Here is an 18,087-nt window from a genome sequence, read left to right as displayed (position 1 = left end):
AGGGAAATACCCGGCATATATGCCAGAAATCCCAGCATAATACTACAAAATATGAATTTTTCAAGGTACTATAGGTACAGGGCACAACTAATTATATAGTTTCGACCCCAACATCATTTAAATCATCTAATTTATGGGGTTTTGTAAGTTCTATGTGACTGCAAACATTTTTCAGAAATTCTTGAAAAGGCTTAAATGCATCTTTTTTCCTTGTCTTATATCGAACCTTGTCATGATTCCCACAACATATAACAATATTCTTTTGCATAACATCTAGGTCTTTCTTAAATTCCTCCATTATCTCTTTCGCAATTTCAAACCTTTGTTTCACAATTTCATCTAGTCGCTTATCATATTCTTCATCTTCTATGCCTGATCCATACTGTTTCTCTATTTTTTGTTCGATATCTTTAGAATTGATTATATCCCCTGTATGAATTAGGTATCTTATATTAATATTCATTTCATTAATTTTACTCGTTACCGCTTTTAATGCATTTTTAGCACTATCCTTTGACTCTTCAGAAATATGGAAATCCGATACTTGTAAAATATAAAAAGAATTAGCATCTCGTCTCATAAAATGATTCTCTCCTTTTCTTTAGTTTACTCTAAAATTCAAAAAGTAACTTAATAATGCTTATAAAAAACTCCAGTAAAGATGACTGACAACAATACTAATGCAGAATCAAAAAAATGTACTCAAATTTAAATATAAGCAATTCAATCAATAGCATTTCTACGTCTATCATATTTTACATTTCATAATTAAAAAGTATATCATATTTGTTGAATAAACATAAGAGTAAAAGCAGAAAATAATCAACTATCTGCAAAAAAGTTCTTTTCTCAGTAGTAATAAAAGGGTAGTCTCTTCTCCTTTCCCGCCCTGATTTGTCGAGTATATAGTTGACTCTGAAATTATTACAACAATCACAGAATAAATAAAATGCAGCAAAATGTGGTATATTCAGACCGCCAAAAGTGGTAAAAATGGAGGATGTATCACTACTGCAACATTTCCTAATAGCAAATCTTAGAAAGACATACACCACTATATTTTCTAGCATTAAATTATCAAATATCCTGCAAAAACAACGCCTCTACATTCTTCCCATATTATATTGTCTGGAACTTTTCTGTGAAACTGTTCCTTTCTGGCATTCTCCTATTCTTTCCCCTCCTTAAATCGTCCACCAAGTCCTCTAGTACCAGATGGGCATAGATGTCCAGTGTTTTCCCAATATCACTATATCCATCAGATACTGAAGCGTCTTTGGATTCATACCTGATTTCGCCATATTACTGCAGTAAGTATGCCGGTAGATATGCAATGATATTTAGCATCTGAACCCAGTAAATATCGTTGTACTGTTTTATCATATGGTTAAACCAATACCCCAATATATCACCACCAGCGGAAGTCCCTTTTTGTCTGTAAATAGAAATCCTGTGCATCCGTCCATCGCTCTCTCATACCTTGGTGCTTCACAATCCTCAAAGATATTCTGGAAGCACCGGAACACATCTTTGGACATAAGTAACTTTCTGATTCCGGTATTGATTTCCGTTGACTCTATAACCAGCCGTATATTGGAAGTTCTTTGTGGCTGATAGTCAATATTAATAATCTGTTTCTTCATATTTAGATCTTCCAGTATCAATCTGCAAAATTCTAAGATACACTCGCCTGTATGGAGAATGATATAAACAACTTCGTAATACTTACAGTATACGTTATCGTCATGGACAAATTTCAAGAACAGCCTCATACGCTTTCTGGATAAGAGCTTCCTTGGTCACGTTGTCATTGACTACTACTATTTTTGTGGAGAGTATCTTTCTACATCGCATCTGAAAAGCGGGCCGTAGCGCACCCCAAACCGTCTTGATCATGCTGTATGCCATTCTTATAGATCTTGATTAAGAACAACTTTGCGTCTTATATTTTGCCTAGGAAATCTTCTTTCCATTAAATGTCCCCTTTTTTCTAAGGTCCTTCACAAATTTGTAGTATGCCAAGGCGTTCGTCTTTACTCCCCCATTTTCATTGAGAAATACCTTTTTACCAGTTCTCCCACTGTTATGTTTTTCCCAATGGAATCAGGTAGGAAATCTAGGTCATAGTCAATCAGCTTTCCCAGTTTTTGAAAAGACTGGCAGGGATTTTTTCTTATAAGAATTTTGTCCGTTGGCTCCAACCACTAACTGTCTACAAAGTGCAGATATCCATTTATGTGGTATTTGAACCAGTATTTTCCATCAAATTATATGGATTCTCCCCTCTGCAGAACCCAGTACTTGAAATCACATCTCCAGCCATACATCCTTCCATAGTCACCTTCACTGCCTACAAAATCCGTCCATGATGTATCCTATACCCAGATCACGCCAGAGATGTTCCCAATTGCTACTATGATCGAACACAATCATACGGCTATGGACCTCTCGACTGTTGACAATCTCACTGTCCGCAGTCAGATTCATGTACCACTTGCACAGCATTGTGAGCAGTATAATAAACTGTTTATACACGAAAGATACTATAAAGAATGCAGGTATATTTTTAAACAACGTAAAAAATATAGCCTCCAGGAGTTCCAATCAGTCATAGACAGTTTATTTGATGAATATTACGGTGCGGCGGAGCCGCCAATCCGGTGTGGCGAGAGCCACCTGTTGATAGTTACTCAGCCTGAGCAGGAGCCAAGCCATATACCTCTCTCATGGAAAGGTCTCTTGATGGATCGATGCTCTCAATGTTGATTTTATATGAATCGTAAGACATACGATCCATGATGGCATCTGCAAGAGTGCTCTCACCGCTGCAGATCTGCTGGTACCACTCGCTTTCCCGGAACTGGGAGCAGAAGATGGTCGATGACTTTTTCCTGCGTTTGTGAATCAGCTCGAAAAGATTTCTGGTTTCGGACTCGGTCGGTTTGAGCAGGAGCCATTCATCAATAATCAGCAGGACTGGCTTGGTGTATTTCTTTAATACACTGGCAAAAGTACCGGAATCCCTGGCTGCCCGTAGATCCAGCAACAAATCCGGAAGACGGACATATTTTACAGTGTAATAGTGTTTACATGCCTCCATACCAAAAGCGCATGCCAGATAAGTCTTACCACTTCCGGTGACGCCGGTAATAAAAATGTTGCGGTACTCTAAGATATATTCACAAGTTGCCAGACGGCTGATCAAAGCTTTTTTCAGTTTCCGGCCAGATTGATAGTCGATGGCTGCGATGCTGTCATCGGGCTGCTCCAGTTCTGCCTGACGGATCAGCCTTTTCAGGCGGTTATTTTTACGACTGGTATATTTAACATCAACCAGCATGCCGAAGCGTTCTTCAAACGGGACTTCCTTCATCGTTGAATCATCTATCTGGATCCGAAAGGCATCCGCCATGGATGACAGGCGCATCTCGATAAGTTTATCAATGGTACTCTGATTGGTCATGATCTTTTACCTCCGTAGTATTTGGTACCTCTGGTAATGCCATGTGTCTGTGCTTGTGTCTCTGATGAAGAAGATCCCGGATTCTGGGATACGTATTGGAAATCCTCTTTCATGGCAGCTAATAGATTTTTGATACTTTTATAACTGAGTGCCCCGGAATACAGAAGTGCTCTATTACATGTCCCTTCCAGTTTTGCGGGAGAATGCTTCTCAGCCAGCTTCAGCAGCCCCATACAGCTTCTGTAGGTCTGCTGTTCTACCCTGCCGGAAGTCAGGATTGCATCAACCACCTTCGCTTTTCGAATGATTCACTGCCGTAGAACAGTTATCAGAAATAAGCATCGGTGTAACTCCGCCGAAGAATTCAAACATCTGGATATGAGCTTTGATCCAGTTGTCTGTCTTCTGGTTCAGGTATGCCTTTACAAAGGCATACTGGCTGTAAGTAAGGACTCCTACAAATATCCATGTCTCCGTGATTTCACCGGTGTCTGGATCGATGAGCCATGCCGGATCACCGGCCCAATCTACTTCAACCTGCTCACCCGGTTTCTGTGGGATGTGCATGGTTGCCCTGCGCTTTTCTTCATCTTTTTGGATGTAGTAGCAGAACTGGGAATACATGAGAGGTTCTTCATTATTCATGCGACATTCCTCACAGTATTCTACCCATAGGAGTTTCTTGTTGACTCCATTACGCAGGAGCTCCCTGCGGATGTAGTCATAATCAGGCATCCTTCTATTGGTTGCTGATTTCACTTTAGGAAAAAGCATTTCCTCCAGTACACTGTCGGTCATGTCATAATCCAGTGGCCAGGAAAGATTTATTTTCGCAGCCCGTTTGACGACTTTGGCAACTGTGTTACGGGATACGCCGAAACTGTGTGCGATGTTCCGTTCACTAAATCCTAAGCTTTTTAGACGAAGGATTTCTCGATATTTGGTCATAATGGTGACCTCCTTTAACTGTATTCACATCTGACGATGTGCTCTTACAGTATAAAGGAAATCTATGTAATAGAGCCTAATGTGGCTCTGAATTACCGGAATATATGGCTCTCGTTCTCCGGAATGGTGGCTCTCAAAGTCCGGACAGGTGGCTCAAAGAGCCCCGGAATAATCATCTTTGATTGATTGGAAAAGCAACATCCGATAATAATACTCTAGATAAAGTGGTGAAATATGCCCAAAACCGAAAGACATAACTACATACACATCTGGAGGATATCCAATGCAGCTTATCAAACAATTTAAGTAAGAATTCCATCTGGCCATTTACAGAGGGCAGAAAAAACTAGCTCTTTTATACAATACCGGCAGTAGTCAATACATGTGCTGTGGGATACATCATAGCTGAAATGGCGAAAGTCCACGGCTCCAACATTTTTAAATATCTATCCTGGAATATTTTTGTATATAAATATGAGCAATGAACAATTGACATTATTGACGCCATAGGCCCAAGATGTAATCAATACCTATAAAAATGAAATAAAGTATAATACTTGCATCTAAATATTATTTTTATTTAATGTGCTAATATTAAATATATATCTGATTTCTATATGATAGTGTCAAAAGTTGAGTTTGAAATCATCAATACCCACTCATTAGAGTTAAATCTATTATCTCATATATGACTATATTTTTTAAGATATATACTATCTATCATTTCCCTACAATTTATAGATAATACCTTATTATCCTGTATTATAATGGAAGGAATCGTATCATGGATAACCGAGATATATTCAATTTTGATTTTGTTGATCGTATAAAACAACAGCAAACACTGATGAATTTTATCACTTCTTCTGAAAACTACCTTTGGATTGATGGTGAAAGCGGTGTCGGCAAAAGTTTTTTTATCAAAAAAAAATTGCTAACTGATGCTAGGTTTCAACCTCTTTATATCAATTTGAGCACAGAGCCAGAAAAGAACAATTGTTTAAATGAAATTATTCAGAAGCTTCAAGAGTTTTCAGACGCAAAATTATTAAATTTCATAATGGAAAACTATACTTCTGTATGGGACGTAGCCAAAAAGTCCATTTTTGAATTGATAAAACTGAAAACGCAGGGGCTTGACTGGTTTTTTGACATTCTTTATGACAGCAATGTTGTTTTCGTATCCGAAAGCGAAGAAAAATCAACTAGTCTGAAAATAGTAGAATCTTATATCAAAAAAACTATAAATTCACGAAATTTGTGCATTGTTATAGACAATTTTACATATTGCGATAAAAAATCACTTACGCTGCTTTCGCAGTTATTTTATCATTACATAGGCACTTCTAATTTTAAAGTGATTTTAGTGACTACCAGTGACGTGCTGAAAGAAAGAACAGATATCCAGATTCTTTTGACGGAGCAGTTGCCCATAAGAAGAATGAAAATAAATTCTTTGGATAATGTAAAATATTTTTATACTATACTGGATAGTGTTTTTGAATTGGATACAATTGTAGATATTATACCCGATATATTCACCCTTTGTTCCGGAAATCCGGAAAGACTGAAAAGTCTAATTAGAAAACTTTACATAAATGATGGTATTTATTTACCTAAGTCTGCGTATACTCGGGCAAAAATTGATTCGGGTATGTTGAAAAAATTTTTGCTAGAAGGAACTATTGAATTATCCTATGCAGATTTTAATGAAAATGAAAGGTTTATAATACTTGTTTTACTAGGTTTCGGAGGTTCAGCTGAACTTAATGTACTTCAAAAATGTGCGATTTACATACACGATCATCTGTTTGGAGGAAATCTGTGGTCACCAATTGTGATAAACAATTTACTTCAAGGACTAATAGCAAAAAATATATTTGAAAATACTGGAGAAATAAATCAAAAAATAAGCTTTTCACATGATAAGATCTTCTTTGGTATGCAGATGCTTTGCGAAGATGACATCACCAGACCTTTGATAAGCCATTATTTTTATGATTTTTTAGCAGAAAATACTTGTACTCAAATACAGGATGCGGATTATTTGAAAATTCAGCACGCATTTATTGCTCAGACCTCTTTTTGGCGCGAAGAAAACTATCAGTATGGATATCAGAAATATTTTCAAAAAAAGTTCTTTGATGCCGTCCCAATTTTTAAACGTATTATAAAGGCAAATATGCCATTGACTACCGAAAAAATCATTGTTTTGGGAGAAACCTTTTATGAGACAGGTGATTATTTGAATGCAAAAATTATGTTGAAGAATAATGCTATTGACTCGAAAGATGATTCTACATTATGCCACTATTATATTCTGTTGGGAAAAGTTGAAAATATACTCATGTGTAAAGAAGAAGCAATTGAAGCATATGACACTGCATTGAAACATGTGCAGGATCGTGAAACTCAGATCCTCATTCTCAACTTAAAACATCTGGCCTTACTTGAAACGCCTACTGGGAAAGAAAAGGCCAAAGAAATATTCGACAGCATAGCATTGAATCTTACGGACACAGAGAAGAATATGCTTTCAGTATGTTATTTGCTGAGAAATTGCAATCAGTTTTATACTGGAACAAAGGCGCGTAAGTTTTTCGAATTAGCTTTAGATATTTCTATGGAGCAAGGTTCTCTAGTTGATGAAGCATATGTTCACAATAATTATGGACTGGAACTGTTTCGAACTTGCCATCTGAATGATGCATATGAGAAATTTAAAATTTCGTACCAGATTTTATCTGATACGAAATTTCATGAAGCCTCGTATCCATTAAATAACATGGCGGTGTGTGAAATGTTTAAGGGAAATTATGCACAGGCTGTCGAGTATTTAACAGAAGGAAAATATGTAAATCAATCAATCTATGCCGGACTGGCCATAAAAGTACACTTGATGACTTGCTATCGGATGCTCCGGAACGAAGAGCAATGCCGAAAATATATGTACCAATTAGAGAATTATTTGAACACACAGGATATTTCCGATTTAAATATCATACGAAAATTGTCAATTAATCTTTGTATTTCATATTTGGAATACAAAGAAAACACGTGTGCACTAGAATGCTTGGGAAAGTGTATCCCCTATATTACTGGTACAATCAGCGAGTATCGTGGTGCAATTTTAAATAATCAGCTAAGTGATACCAAAATAGATTATTCCAAAGCTATGCAGTCGAATATATATTATACACGATTGGATTTTGAACCATGGGTTATTACATTAAGCCATGATTGAATAAAAATGGGCATTATTTATATCGTTCTAGCGCTGCATTAATGTACAGTAGTATTAAATCAGAGTAGGAAATATTCAAGTTTTGGCATACTATGTGCGCATCTGAAGTAGCGGATAATACCGGATTCGGATTGATTTCCAGAAAGTAGATCCTATTATCTGAAGTTATGCGGTAATCAATTCGTGCAATATCATGTGCATGGAGTAATTCGAAAATTTGAGTAGATATTTTTTTTAATGTTTGCAGAATATCCTGTGACAGATACTCTGCTGCAGGATATTTTGCAGAAAGTTTATGGGCTTTTGCATAGATATCTCTTACAGCTGTCTCCTGATAAAAATTTCCATACGTTTTATATACAATAGCTTCATTGATAGTTATATGGGACGCGTTTCCTATAAGGAATACGCTAACATCCATTCCAGGAATATATTCTTCTACCAATATTTCAGTATAATCTTTTTGAAGACTGATTATTTTTTCCTCAGCCATTAAATAAGAATGCACTACACTGTTACTTTCAATCCCCATAGAAAATCCATCATTGTTGGGTTTAATAATCATAGGATAACCAATCTGCTCCATTTCTTCCGCAGAAGGGATTCGTTTGTTATTCAGTAGCAAATCTTTGGGAAGCAAGAGTTCACTACACTTGATTTTGTTCAAAGCTAGTTTTGTATAGTGTTTGTTATTCATTAGGCCAACAGCAAAAGGTGATGAGCCGGTATACTTTACCCCCATAAGATCCAACAGAACTGGTGCCTGGATGCGACAGTAGGACTGTGTCAATCCATCAGAAATATTGAGAAATAAAGTATTTGAATCAAAGTGTTCTTTGCAATCCACGGCATGTATTAGTTCGTATACTCCTCCATAATATATGCAGTCAAATCCGTTTTCTTCGCAAGCTTTCTGAATATCTATAATGTTGGAATAGCTTGGATGAGGATTGAAATTTCTCTCTTGAAGCCTGCTTGGAAATTGTTCTCTATATTCACCGACAATACATATTTTCATTTCAATTTCTCCTATTTCTTAGATATCCTTTGACTGCATTTTGTAGAATAAGCTCTAACATCTGCTCATAGGAAATATTATGTTGCGCTGCACAAAATGTGGTACTTCCTCGTTTCCCCAAATATGCGTCTGGAGTCAGTTCAATTAGACGGAAGTCCCCATTTTTATCGATGCGTCCATCGATTCGCAGAACTTCTGTCTTGCCTATCTGATAAAAGAGCTGTTCAAAACTTTTTTTCAAATCAGATGTCAGAAATTTTGAACCGGGCACTAACTTTCTGTTCTCAGGTTCTTGCACTTTTGCCTCAAATCCGTATAAGGTAGCCGTATAGTAATCTTCTTCACCAATAATTAACTGCGATGCATCCATCAAGTCTATCTCATTATATGTTCCAATAATACTAGTAGATATCTCCATTCCTTCGATGTATTCCTCAAGCAGTATTGGCTGTTGAAAACATCTGGACAGTTCCTTAGTCAGAGAAATTGCATCCTCATATCGGTTCACTAAATTCTTTTGAGAAATACCATTTGAGCCGCCCTCAAAATTAGGTTTTACAACTATCGGAAGCTGTAATTGATAAATACCTGGTATATCTTTTTCCGTATAATATAAAATACTCTTGGCACTAATTAGACCGAACTGTGACGCAAGTACTTTAGTCATAAATTTATCTTGGCAAAGAATGTGTACGTATGGATCTGCACCTACATAGCAAATATCGTTTGCTTCGCATATAGATGGAATCAACCCTTTTCTAAATTTACTGCCTATGCCGGACCAGATAGACAAAACCACATCATTTTTATGTTTATCTAAATTACGGCAAAAATTTTTTGGAGAATTATAGCAGGTTACCTGAGGGCTAATTTTTGATAGCCCATCATAAATTTGCTTGAAGTATGTAGGAGGTATACATTCAAGATCTCGATTATGGATAGTTATATTATCGAAATCAGCAACCCTGTCCGCAATTAAAACCACATTTTTATCCATATGCAAATTCCTCTCTATAATATGATATGATTAGAGTTTTAAAATATACATTCAGTATTAATGGATAGAACTCTAGGATAATAAGGTATTATCATTTAAACCTTTTTCAATATTTTTCCTATTATTTAATTTATTATATCAAAACTATCTACTTCTTTCCATATATTTTTTCTAAATTATCTATATCAAATTCAATTATTCAATTTAATTTTTCCACATTTATTTTTTACATACTAAAAAAACCGCCAATGGTAATGCCGGCCCGCTTTTTCACTACAATATCATAAGGTGACAACTATGCTGTCAATCTAAGTATACTCATCCGATTTCTAGGATGCATTTCTCTTAAAATTTCTGCCTGCTTCTTTGCAGCTACGTGTATATATATCTGAGTTGTTTTAATCGAACTATGTCCTAATATCCGCTGTACACAGCTAATATCTACGCCTTCCTCAATTAAGTAAGTTGCAAATGAATGTCGAAACATATGAGGAGTTATATTCCTTTCAATACCAGCTAATTTTGTATATTTTTTCAACATCAGTCTTATCGATTGTTCCGTATATCTACAACCGCGATTATTCACAAAGAAAAAACCACTCTGTTTGATTTCTTCTTTGTTTTCTTTATAATAATTCTTAAGGATACCTAGAATTTCAAATGAGGCAATCTGTATATACCTTTCCTTTCCACCCTTTCCCATAATTTTTATAAGTCCTGTATTTAAGTTAACATTATCTTCTCTAATGTTTGATATTTCATAAACTCTGGCTCCAGTAGCAAAAAGGGTTTCTATTACAGCTATATCTCTTAACCAATACTTATATGTTTTTATATTACTTTTATCTTCTTGTGCATATATATAATTGAGAAGCTGCTCAATCTCTTCTCGAGGAATAATTCTCGGAAGAATCATCGTCTCTTTAAATTTTATTTTGATTTTTCTAAAAGGATTGTCACTAATAATTTCCTTTTCCTCAAGATAATTATAATACGCTTTAACTGACGCAATCTTACGTTTAATTGTCTTCTGTTTAAATTTTTTATGTAACTCGGTTATATAGTCTTCTATCTTCTCTTTTCCAGGAATATCTTCCATTACATATTTGAAGAATTGCTTCAAATCAATCCTATATGCTTTTAGTGTATTCCTGTCTAATCCTTTTATAAACTCACAATACTCTAGATATTTCCCAACTTGTTCCGTATGATTCATCTTCTTGTCCTCCATACTTTTTTGGTAGTGTACCATAGAATTCTGCTTTCATCACTTTCCTCTTAATATGGATAATTGAGAATTTATAAAGAAAAATATCTGTTTTATTTGTACGATTATAAAAACAATGCATAAATTATAAAGAGCTATTTGGCAAACATAAACAGAGATGAGCAAAACTCCCTGATAATTGAATAGAACTTGGCAGTTGGTCTCTGTAAATCGAAAAGGTGTATAGTGGCTCAGTTGTCAAGACAAAAATCTAAGATTATTATAATGAACTGATATGGTGGATGAAGATTTTTTATGCTCTATCCTGATTCTTTCCTCCTAAAGCTTGCACTAATTCATAATATATTATTTCATATTGACAACATTTAAATAATCATATAAAATATAAAAAATAAATTTGAAATTGATGTGACACGGAAAAATCAAATATATGTGGAGAATATATATTTTTAATAATAATGGCTAACCAAGGCGAAGGGAATACTACAAAATCTCGGTTTGGATAACCGGGATTTTTTATTTGTAATTGACAGATATCAGAGGGGGATAGGACTGTGCAAAAAAACGAAACTACGCTAACTCCATTATTGCGGTATATAATCTGCTGTTTAGAAAAAAATGGCTTGTCCAATCTTGATAAATCCTTGAACACTATTTCAGGCTTTCATAAGCATTTGAAAACTGATTTAGACAATCCTATAAAGAAAACACTTGATTTTATAAGCATATATATGAAAGATAAGGATCAAGCAAAATTATATTGGGAAGACACGAAAAAAGAACTTGAAAATATTATATGTAATAAATGTTATGTGTGCGAAAAGTGTCAATCCTATTTTTGGCAAGAGATAGGAAGTCTTTTCTTTGATGAAGTAGTAAATGAAGAAAAAAGAAATAAAAAATACTTTCCAATGAGAATACTTCCTGAAAAAATAAGAAAACATTTAGAATCATCGGTCAGTTTATCGGAAATATACATAAACCATACCAAAAGGAACCGATACAATATTGACAACAAACTAATTATATTAAAAGGAATGAGTTCATCTACTCCTTCTATGTTAAACAGTATTTTTGACACAGAAGATTTTGATGGAGGCGGGATTTATTTTCGTTGGAATGGATGCGGAATAGTTATTGATCCCGGATATCATTTTGTAAGAAACCTACACCACTATGGTTTATCTGTTCTGGACATTGATGTGGTAGTAATTACTCATGAACATATTGATCACAATAATGATATGAGACTGTTAGAAGACATTCATTTTACCCTTAGCAGGTATGGAACGACTGAAGGTAAAGAACACAAAATAAAATGGTATATGGATGAAGTATCCTATAAAATGGCCCGAATATTACAAGATAATAATAGCGGCTTTCAGCAAGAGGCAAATGAGCTTTATTGGATTGATCCTGTTAAAATGGTACGTCATATACAAGATGAGGAATTTTCTTTGTCCTCCGGTCTAGACATTAGCAAAAATATCAAAATGTTTGTATTCAAAACAGAACATATTTATGATCACACGTCAGCAAAATATAAGACCCATACCTTTGGATGCCGTTTTAGGATTCAACAAGATTCTTTAAATTGCAACATTGTATACACATCAGATACAAGATATTTTCCTGAATTAGTGGAACAAATAGAAAATGCAGATATATTGATTGCTAATATCAGCGGTATCTATGAAGATGATTACATGCTTGTTCGGGAAAAAAATAACCATCTGGGATATTATGGATGTTATCAATTAATCAATAAATGTTTTACTCGATATCACCAATACCCAAAACTATATTTCCTTTCAGAGTTCTGGAACGGCAAAAGTGATATCAGATTTGACATCGTCTCTCAATTATACACAGAATTGAAAGAAAAAGGATTAAATGACATCTCTGTTTTCCCTGCAGAATTGGGATTGATCGTTGACTTATTGAACTTGACATTAAAGTGTTCAAAATGTGGAAAATACTCAAATAATATTATAGTAAAAAAACCAGATGGATTACACGATAAAGTAGATTTTTTATGCAAAGAATGTTATTATTGAAGGAAAAATCATGAAAAAAGAAGAATTTTTATTTGAGTTGATAAACGAATATTTGTATATAGCAAGTATAGGATGTATGGTTTTAGAAAATTACTGTCTGGACGACAGAACAAACGACTACACAGAATGTGCAAATAGATTGGAAAGGTGCCTCGACTTCTATGATCAACTATATAATGGAGTTGACATGAATGAATATACAGAAGAAGAAATAAATGCTCAATTAATTTATTTGGTACAATCCTTAAAACAAAAAACCATCCAAAATATTCAAGAAGAATTTGAAAAATGTATTCAGAATCGAATCGAAAATCCAAATGAATTTATTCGAGAACATTTATATCTTGATGAAAACAAGAAGAAACAAGAATTAACAAAAAAAGTTTTTGAAAACTTTATACGAAACGTAAGAAAAGAAGAAGAAGCTTTCAATAATATTAAAAACATTTCATAGAAAGAGGCTCAAACATGTCAGAAATATTAATCGAACCGATAACAAATGAAGTATCAGAAAAGCAAAAACAAGTTAGAACATTGAAGAACTGGCTAGGAGGAGAACACAAGCAAAAACGCAATTGTTCATTACGAAGTCATGAATTAGGCGGACATATGGATCTAAAGGAAAATACTGAAAGTAAAACTATATGCCCCTCTAATAAATATGTTTCAGATTTACTTACAGAATGTGGAAAAAAACTGGGGATAGATTATGTTATCAGATAAATATATTTCAGATTCAGAATTGAATCGAATAAAACTAACATATTGTGATAAGATCATATTATTTATGCAGTTTCGAAAAGATATTTTAAAATGGTATCAAGCTTTTGATTTTCAATATCCTCACAGTAGCGAAAATAATTATCGGGACAGTTGGTTTCATTACAGGAAAATATATCAAGAACATAGTGCTTATGAAATCATATGTCAAAGTGCCAATTTTGAAGAACATTTACAAAGAGCTGAAAAAGATGCCATTGTATATTTTTGGCAAAAAATTTGTGGAATATTAGAAGTTTGGTATTTTTTAGATGAAAATAAGGAATTTGGTTCTTTATCTGACTCTGAAAAAGAAGAAATTTCGAATATATGCACCTCAACAAATGGTCAGCTTCCAGACAACTGGGTTCTTCTTCTTCAGCACTGTTTTTGTTGTGATGTTTCTCAATTTAAGTACGCATGTGTCTATGTGGTTCAAAATTATATTTTTCAAACAGATTTTAAAAATCAGCTACAAATTTTGCTGCACAAAATAAAAAGTGTAGTTTTAAATATGCGTATGAATGGAGCAGAAATTCAAAGAGAAGACCGTCCCGGAAGTTATATGAATCTTTGTCAGAATATTTATAATGAGTTGGAAAAATTCTGCAATCGATACTGTTTTGCACAAATTATCAGTATTACAGAAAATATAGATGTATCTATGCAAGAATTAGAAAAGAGGTAAGTCTACACTATGTGATCAGAAACATCTGGATGACACGGACCGTGGATTCCTGAAAGAGGCGGTGTGAAACTTTTTCTGTAAATATGTAACTGAAAGGTCCTTCTATGGTAAAATCTAATTCATAGGAGGCCCTTTTATTATGGCAAAACAAAAGAAACCTATACATCGGGTATAAATGACCGAGGGCAAACGCAACATTACCCACCAGTTACTGGAAGAATACGATATCCAGACAGCTGCTGACATTCAGGAAGCCCTGAAAGATCTGCTTGGTGGAACCATTAAAGAACTGATGAAAGCGGAAATGGATGATCATCTCGGATACGAAAAATCTGAACATTCCGATAATGATGATTACCGGAATGGTTACAAACGTAAACGGATAAACAGCAGCTACGGTTCTATGGAGATTGAAGTTCCGCAGGATCGTAAATCAACTTTCAATCCCCAGGTAGTCAAAAAACGTCAGAAAGATATCTCGGATATCGACCAGAAGATCATTTCCATGTACGCCAAAGGAATGACTACCCGGCAGATCTCTGAAACGATGGAAGATATTTATGGCTTTGAAACTTCCGAAGGATTTATTTCTGATGTGACAGATAAGATCCTTCCACAGATAAAGGACTGGCAGAACCGTCCTCTAGATGAGATATATCCTATCCTTTTCATCGATGCGATACACTATTCCGTACGAGATAATGGTGTGATACGAAAACTGGCAGCCTATGTGATTTTAGGAATCAATACAGAAGGTAAGAAAGAAGTCCTTACAATCCAGGTTGGGGATAACGAAAGCTCTAAATACTGGCTGTCTGTCCTGAATGAGCTGAAAAACCATGGGGTAAGGGATATCCTGATCCTTTGTGCAGATGGCCTGAGCGGGATCAAAGAAGCCATAGCAGCTACATTTCCCAAAACAGAATATCAGCGCTGTATTGTACATCAGGTAAGAAGTACGTTAAAGTATGTTCCAGATAAAGACAGAAAAGCGTTTGCAGCCGATCTGAAAACGATCTATCAGGCTTCAGATGAGAAGAAAGCATTAGCTGCCCTTGAGAGGGTAACAGAAAAATGGACTCCGAAATATCCGAATTCCATGAAACGCTGGAAAGACAACTGGGATGCGATTTCTCCCATTTTCAAATTTTCAGCAATCGTCCGGAAGGTGATCTATACTACAAATGCCATAGAATCACTAAATTCTACATATCGGAGGTTAAATAAGCAGAGAAGCGTATTTCCAAGTGATACCGCTCTGCTGAAGGCGATGTATCTGGCCACCTTTGAAGCCACAAAAAGATGGACTACTACCATCCGAAACTGGGCACAGGTCTATGGGGAGTTGAGCATTATGTACGAAGGCAGATTGCCGGACTAAAAATATACAGGTTAAGACAGGCGTAAACGCATAATAGCAAGTACCGTGTCAAATGCTAGTTTTTATGAGATAATCCCTTTATAAAATCTAAGATTTTTCAGGGAGGGTTATCGCACTCATGGATAAAATTACTCATAAAGTCCGCTGCGAACAATGGACTAAGATCATAAAAGAATGCCTGGCTAGCGGAATGAATAAAACCGCCTGGTGTAGAGAACATGGTATTTCTGACAAGTCATTCTTTTATTGGCAACGTCGGCTACGTGAAGAGGCTTATATCTCTACAATAGAATCTTCTTCGCCGCCAGCAGTCAAATCCGTAAGTATTCCTGCAGAGCCGTCGGTTGATTTTGTTGAATTAAGGTTACCTGAACAATCCGCTGGATCATCAGCTGTATTCAGACCAGATGTGATCATTCGAAAGGACTCCTTTTCGATAGAGATTTCAAACACTGCTTCTGCGGAACTTCTAAGCAGGATCGGAGGCCTTTTTCATGCTGAATGATGCAACCGGTTTTGACAAGATTTTTATCGCAACAGGCTACACCGATTTAAGGCGTGGAATTGACGGCCTGGCATCCACTATTAAATATCAATTCGAACTGGATCCTTTCCAGAAAAACATCCTGTTTCTTTTCTGTGGTAAACGCACCGATAGAATTAAAGGACTCCTCTGGGAAGGAGATGGCTTCCTGCTCCTTTACAAGCGATTAAATATCGGTGGATTCAGTTGGCCACGCACCAAAGAAGAAGCCATGGAAGTTACTCCCGAACAATATCACAGGCTGATGCAGGGACTGGAAATCGTTGCCAAACGTCCAATTGAGGAACTGACAGATCCTCCCAAAACAATGTAATTGTGCAATTCGTAGAAAATAAAATTTCTGTTTTTTACACTTGAAAACGATACAAAATATTTTTTGAATAGTTATCCACAAAAATATTTTCTGCTAAAGTAATTCTTGCACGAAAGAAAAATCCTTTGCAGAGTCTGTGGATAACAGTCATAGGTATCTCATGAATTCTGAGATATTTATGATTGTTATCCACCGTCAAAATGACGAATAACAATACGTGGTGAATTCGCCCAAACTCCTGTTTTCTGCTATAATGACTTCAGAAATAAAAGGGAGACGGAACGATGGCATTTAAATTCACTGAAGAACAACTGAATACATTGGATAAGTCTTTTATCGTAGAGTTATTTCTCCAGCTTCAGGAACAAAACGATAAGCTTGCTGGTGAAGTCCAGGATCTAAACAGAAAAATGGAACTCCTCATTGAGCAGATCACTCTTTCCAATAAGAACAGATTCGGCAGATCTTCTGAGAACATGACTGATGCCAATCAGATCTGTTTCATGGAAATAGATGGAACCATTGTTTTCTTCAACGAAGCAGAAGCAGTATCTGATCTGGATGCCAAAGAGCCTGAAACTTTGGAACCAAAACCAGCTCGTAAGCCAAAGTCTGTTGGTAAGAAGAATGCTGATCTGTCAGGTCTTCCGGTAAACATTATCACTCATTACATGACCGAGGAAGAATTGGTGGCTGAGTTTGGAAAAAATGGCTGGAAGCAGCTTCCAGATGCGATTTCCAAACGCTACCGTTTTATTCCTGCAAAGGTTGAAGTAGATGAGCATCATGTCGGTGTGTATGCCAGCAAGAAAGACGGACGAATTATAAAAGCAGACCATCCACAGGCATTACTTCACGGAAGTCTGGTATCTCCAACACTTGCTGCAGCGATTATGAATGGCAAGTATGTGAATGCTGTTCCGCTCTATCGTCTGGAACAGGAGTTTTCCCGCTATGGTCTTAACATCACACGTCAAAACATGGCCAACTGGATGATCCGACTGGGTGAAAGCTACCTGGCAATCCTGTACGATTATCTCCATCAAAAGCTGTATGATTACCATGTGATTCAGGCAGATGAAACGCCTGTTTTGGTACATCGAGATGGTCGTCCTGCCGGATCCAAGAGCTATATGTGGGTATATCGCTCCGGACATCTGTACAAAGACAAACAGATCGTCCTGTACGATTATCATAAAACTCGCAACAGCTCCCATCCAAGGGAATTCCTGAAGGACTATTCCGGAATTTGTGTAACGGATGGATATCAGGTCTACCACAAAGTGGAAAAGGAACGCGAGGATCTGCGGATCGCAGGCTGCTGGGTTCATTATCCCAGAAGTATTATTATCCCAGAAGTAAGTCTTCATGTGGCATAAATGTTGCTTTTTACAGTATATTTCTTGAATAACGATAGTACTCCTTTACAATGAAAATGTAACTAATT

16 protein-coding genes are annotated in these 18,087 nt (G+C 35.9%); 9 read left to right on the top strand and 7 right to left on the bottom strand.

Translation table 11 applies throughout. The annotated features are described in order from the left end of the window. Positions 1-91: 91 nt before the first annotated feature. From B5F87_RS18860 to B5F87_RS18840, 4 genes are all read right to left on the bottom strand, one after another. Entirely contained in the window at positions 92-580 is a 489-nt protein-coding gene (locus B5F87_RS18860; RefSeq protein ID WP_087283851.1) for a metallophosphoesterase, read from the bottom strand. 799 nt (positions 581-1,379) lie between these two features. Beyond that, positions 1,380-1,643: a hypothetical protein gene (locus B5F87_RS21275; RefSeq protein WP_204246100.1), complete on the bottom strand. Its 264-nt coding sequence runs from the start codon at positions 1,641-1,643 to the stop codon at positions 1,380-1,382. Positions 1,644-2,686: 1,043 nt separating this feature from the next. Beyond that, a complete protein-coding gene (locus tag B5F87_RS18845) occupies positions 2,687-3,463 on the bottom strand; it encodes an ATP-binding protein (RefSeq protein WP_087283845.1) in 777 nt (258 codons plus the stop codon). 282 nt (positions 3,464-3,745) lie between these two features. Beyond that, positions 3,746-4,411, bottom strand: a complete 666-nt coding sequence (locus B5F87_RS18840; RefSeq protein ID WP_242964584.1) for a transposase — start codon at positions 4,409-4,411, stop codon at positions 3,746-3,748. Between the two features lie 784 nt (positions 4,412-5,195). Between B5F87_RS18840 and B5F87_RS18835 the strand changes: the two genes are divergently transcribed. Continuing rightward, positions 5,196-7,655, top strand: coding sequence for a P-loop NTPase fold protein (locus B5F87_RS18835; protein WP_087283842.1), 2,460 nt, complete (start codon positions 5,196-5,198; stop codon positions 7,653-7,655). Positions 7,656-7,668: 13 nt separating this feature from the next. Here the strand turns inward: B5F87_RS18835 and B5F87_RS18830 are convergent, their stop codons facing one another. From B5F87_RS18830 to B5F87_RS18820, 3 genes are all read right to left on the bottom strand, one after another. Then, a complete protein-coding gene (locus tag B5F87_RS18830) occupies positions 7,669-8,673 on the bottom strand; it encodes an ATP-grasp domain-containing protein (RefSeq protein WP_087283839.1) in 1,005 nt (334 codons plus the stop codon). A 1-nt stretch (position 8,674) separates the two neighbouring features. Next, positions 8,675-9,670, bottom strand: a complete 996-nt coding sequence (locus B5F87_RS18825; protein ID WP_087283836.1) for a hypothetical protein — start codon at positions 9,668-9,670, stop codon at positions 8,675-8,677. Positions 9,671-9,965: 295 nt separating this feature from the next. Beyond that, on the bottom strand, positions 9,966-10,886 hold the full coding sequence (locus B5F87_RS18820; RefSeq protein ID WP_087283852.1) for a tyrosine-type recombinase/integrase: 921 nt from the start codon (positions 10,884-10,886) through the stop codon (positions 9,966-9,968). Between the two features lie 566 nt (positions 10,887-11,452). On the opposite strand from B5F87_RS18820, the gene B5F87_RS18815 reads away from it, so the two are divergent. The 8 genes from B5F87_RS18815 to B5F87_RS18780 all read left to right on the top strand — a co-directional run bounded on the left by B5F87_RS18815 (position 11,453) and on the right by B5F87_RS18780 (position 18,019). Next, positions 11,453-12,955, top strand: coding sequence for an MBL fold metallo-hydrolase (locus tag B5F87_RS18815; RefSeq protein ID WP_087283834.1), 1,503 nt, complete (start codon positions 11,453-11,455; stop codon positions 12,953-12,955). A gap of 10 nt (positions 12,956-12,965) precedes the next feature. Then, a complete protein-coding gene (locus B5F87_RS18810) occupies positions 12,966-13,409 on the top strand; it encodes a hypothetical protein (RefSeq protein WP_087283831.1) in 444 nt (147 codons plus the stop codon). 14 nt (positions 13,410-13,423) lie between these two features. Beyond that, a complete protein-coding gene (locus B5F87_RS18805) occupies positions 13,424-13,678 on the top strand; it encodes a hypothetical protein (RefSeq protein ID WP_087283825.1) in 255 nt (84 codons plus the stop codon). Then, positions 13,665-14,402 (top strand): hypothetical protein, encoded by a 738-nt coding sequence (locus tag B5F87_RS18800; protein ID WP_087283822.1) that lies wholly within the window; start codon positions 13,665-13,667, stop codon positions 14,400-14,402. Before B5F87_RS18805 ends, B5F87_RS18800 begins: the two co-directional genes overlap by 14 nt. Positions 14,403-14,577: 175 nt before the next feature. Next, positions 14,578-15,783 (top strand): IS256 family transposase, encoded by a 1,206-nt coding sequence (locus B5F87_RS18795; protein WP_242964582.1) that lies wholly within the window; start codon positions 14,578-14,580, stop codon positions 15,781-15,783. Positions 15,784-15,901: 118 nt separating this feature from the next. After that, a complete protein-coding gene (locus tag B5F87_RS18790; RefSeq protein ID WP_087283818.1) occupies positions 15,902-16,288 on the top strand; it encodes a transposase in 387 nt (128 codons plus the stop codon). Continuing rightward, positions 16,278-16,640 (top strand): IS66 family insertion sequence element accessory protein TnpB, encoded by a 363-nt coding sequence (gene tnpB, locus B5F87_RS18785; protein ID WP_087283815.1) that lies wholly within the window; start codon positions 16,278-16,280, stop codon positions 16,638-16,640. The genes B5F87_RS18790 and tnpB overlap by 11 nt, the downstream gene beginning before the upstream one ends. A gap of 284 nt (positions 16,641-16,924) precedes the next feature. Further along, positions 16,925-18,019: an IS66 family transposase gene (locus tag B5F87_RS18780; RefSeq protein WP_087283812.1), complete on the top strand. Its 1,095-nt coding sequence runs from the start codon at positions 16,925-16,927 to the stop codon at positions 18,017-18,019. Positions 18,020-18,087 lie beyond the last annotated feature (68 nt).

The organism is Eubacterium sp. An3 (genome assembly GCF_002159465.1).
GTDB lineage: Bacteria > Bacillota > Clostridia > Lachnospirales > Lachnospiraceae > Anaerobutyricum > Anaerobutyricum stercoris.
The sequence above is the reverse complement of the archived record's forward strand: the minus strand, read 5'-3'. Positions and strand labels throughout refer to the sequence as shown.

What these genes read in the sequence shown, in the direction of transcription:
- B5F87_RS18860 (WP_087283851.1), bottom strand. Translation starts at nt 580, where the DNA reads ATGAGACGAGATGCTAATTCTTTTTATATTTTACAAGTATCGGATTTC.
- B5F87_RS21275 (WP_204246100.1), bottom strand. Translation starts at nt 1,643, where the DNA reads ATGAAGAAACAGATTATTAATATTGACTATCAGCCACAAAGAACTTCC.
- B5F87_RS18845 (WP_087283845.1), bottom strand. Translation starts at nt 3,463, where the DNA reads ATGACCAATCAGAGTACCATTGATAAACTTATCGAGATGCGCCTGTCA.
- B5F87_RS18840 (WP_242964584.1), bottom strand. Translation starts at nt 4,411, where the DNA reads ATGACCAAATATCGAGAAATCCTTCGTCTAAAAAGCTTAGGATTTAGT.
- B5F87_RS18835 (WP_087283842.1), top strand. Translation starts at nt 5,196, where the DNA reads ATGGATAACCGAGATATATTCAATTTTGATTTTGTTGATCGTATAAAA.
- B5F87_RS18830 (WP_087283839.1), bottom strand. Translation starts at nt 8,673, where the DNA reads ATGAAAATATGTATTGTCGGTGAATATAGAGAACAATTTCCAAGCAGG.
- B5F87_RS18825 (WP_087283836.1), bottom strand. Translation starts at nt 9,670, where the DNA reads ATGGATAAAAATGTGGTTTTAATTGCGGACAGGGTTGCTGATTTCGAT.
- B5F87_RS18820 (WP_087283852.1), bottom strand. Translation starts at nt 10,886, where the DNA reads ATGAATCATACGGAACAAGTTGGGAAATATCTAGAGTATTGTGAGTTT.
- B5F87_RS18810 (WP_087283831.1), top strand. Translation starts at nt 12,966, where the DNA reads ATGAAAAAAGAAGAATTTTTATTTGAGTTGATAAACGAATATTTGTAT.
- B5F87_RS18805 (WP_087283825.1), top strand. Translation starts at nt 13,424, where the DNA reads ATGTCAGAAATATTAATCGAACCGATAACAAATGAAGTATCAGAAAAG.
- B5F87_RS18800 (WP_087283822.1), top strand. Translation starts at nt 13,665, where the DNA reads ATGTTATCAGATAAATATATTTCAGATTCAGAATTGAATCGAATAAAA.
- B5F87_RS18795 (WP_242964582.1), top strand. Translation starts at nt 14,578, where the DNA reads ATGACCGAGGGCAAACGCAACATTACCCACCAGTTACTGGAAGAATAC.
- B5F87_RS18790 (WP_087283818.1), top strand. Translation starts at nt 15,902, where the DNA reads ATGGATAAAATTACTCATAAAGTCCGCTGCGAACAATGGACTAAGATC.
- tnpB (WP_087283815.1), top strand. Translation starts at nt 16,278, where the DNA reads ATGCTGAATGATGCAACCGGTTTTGACAAGATTTTTATCGCAACAGGC.
- B5F87_RS18780 (WP_087283812.1), top strand. Translation starts at nt 16,925, where the DNA reads ATGGCATTTAAATTCACTGAAGAACAACTGAATACATTGGATAAGTCT.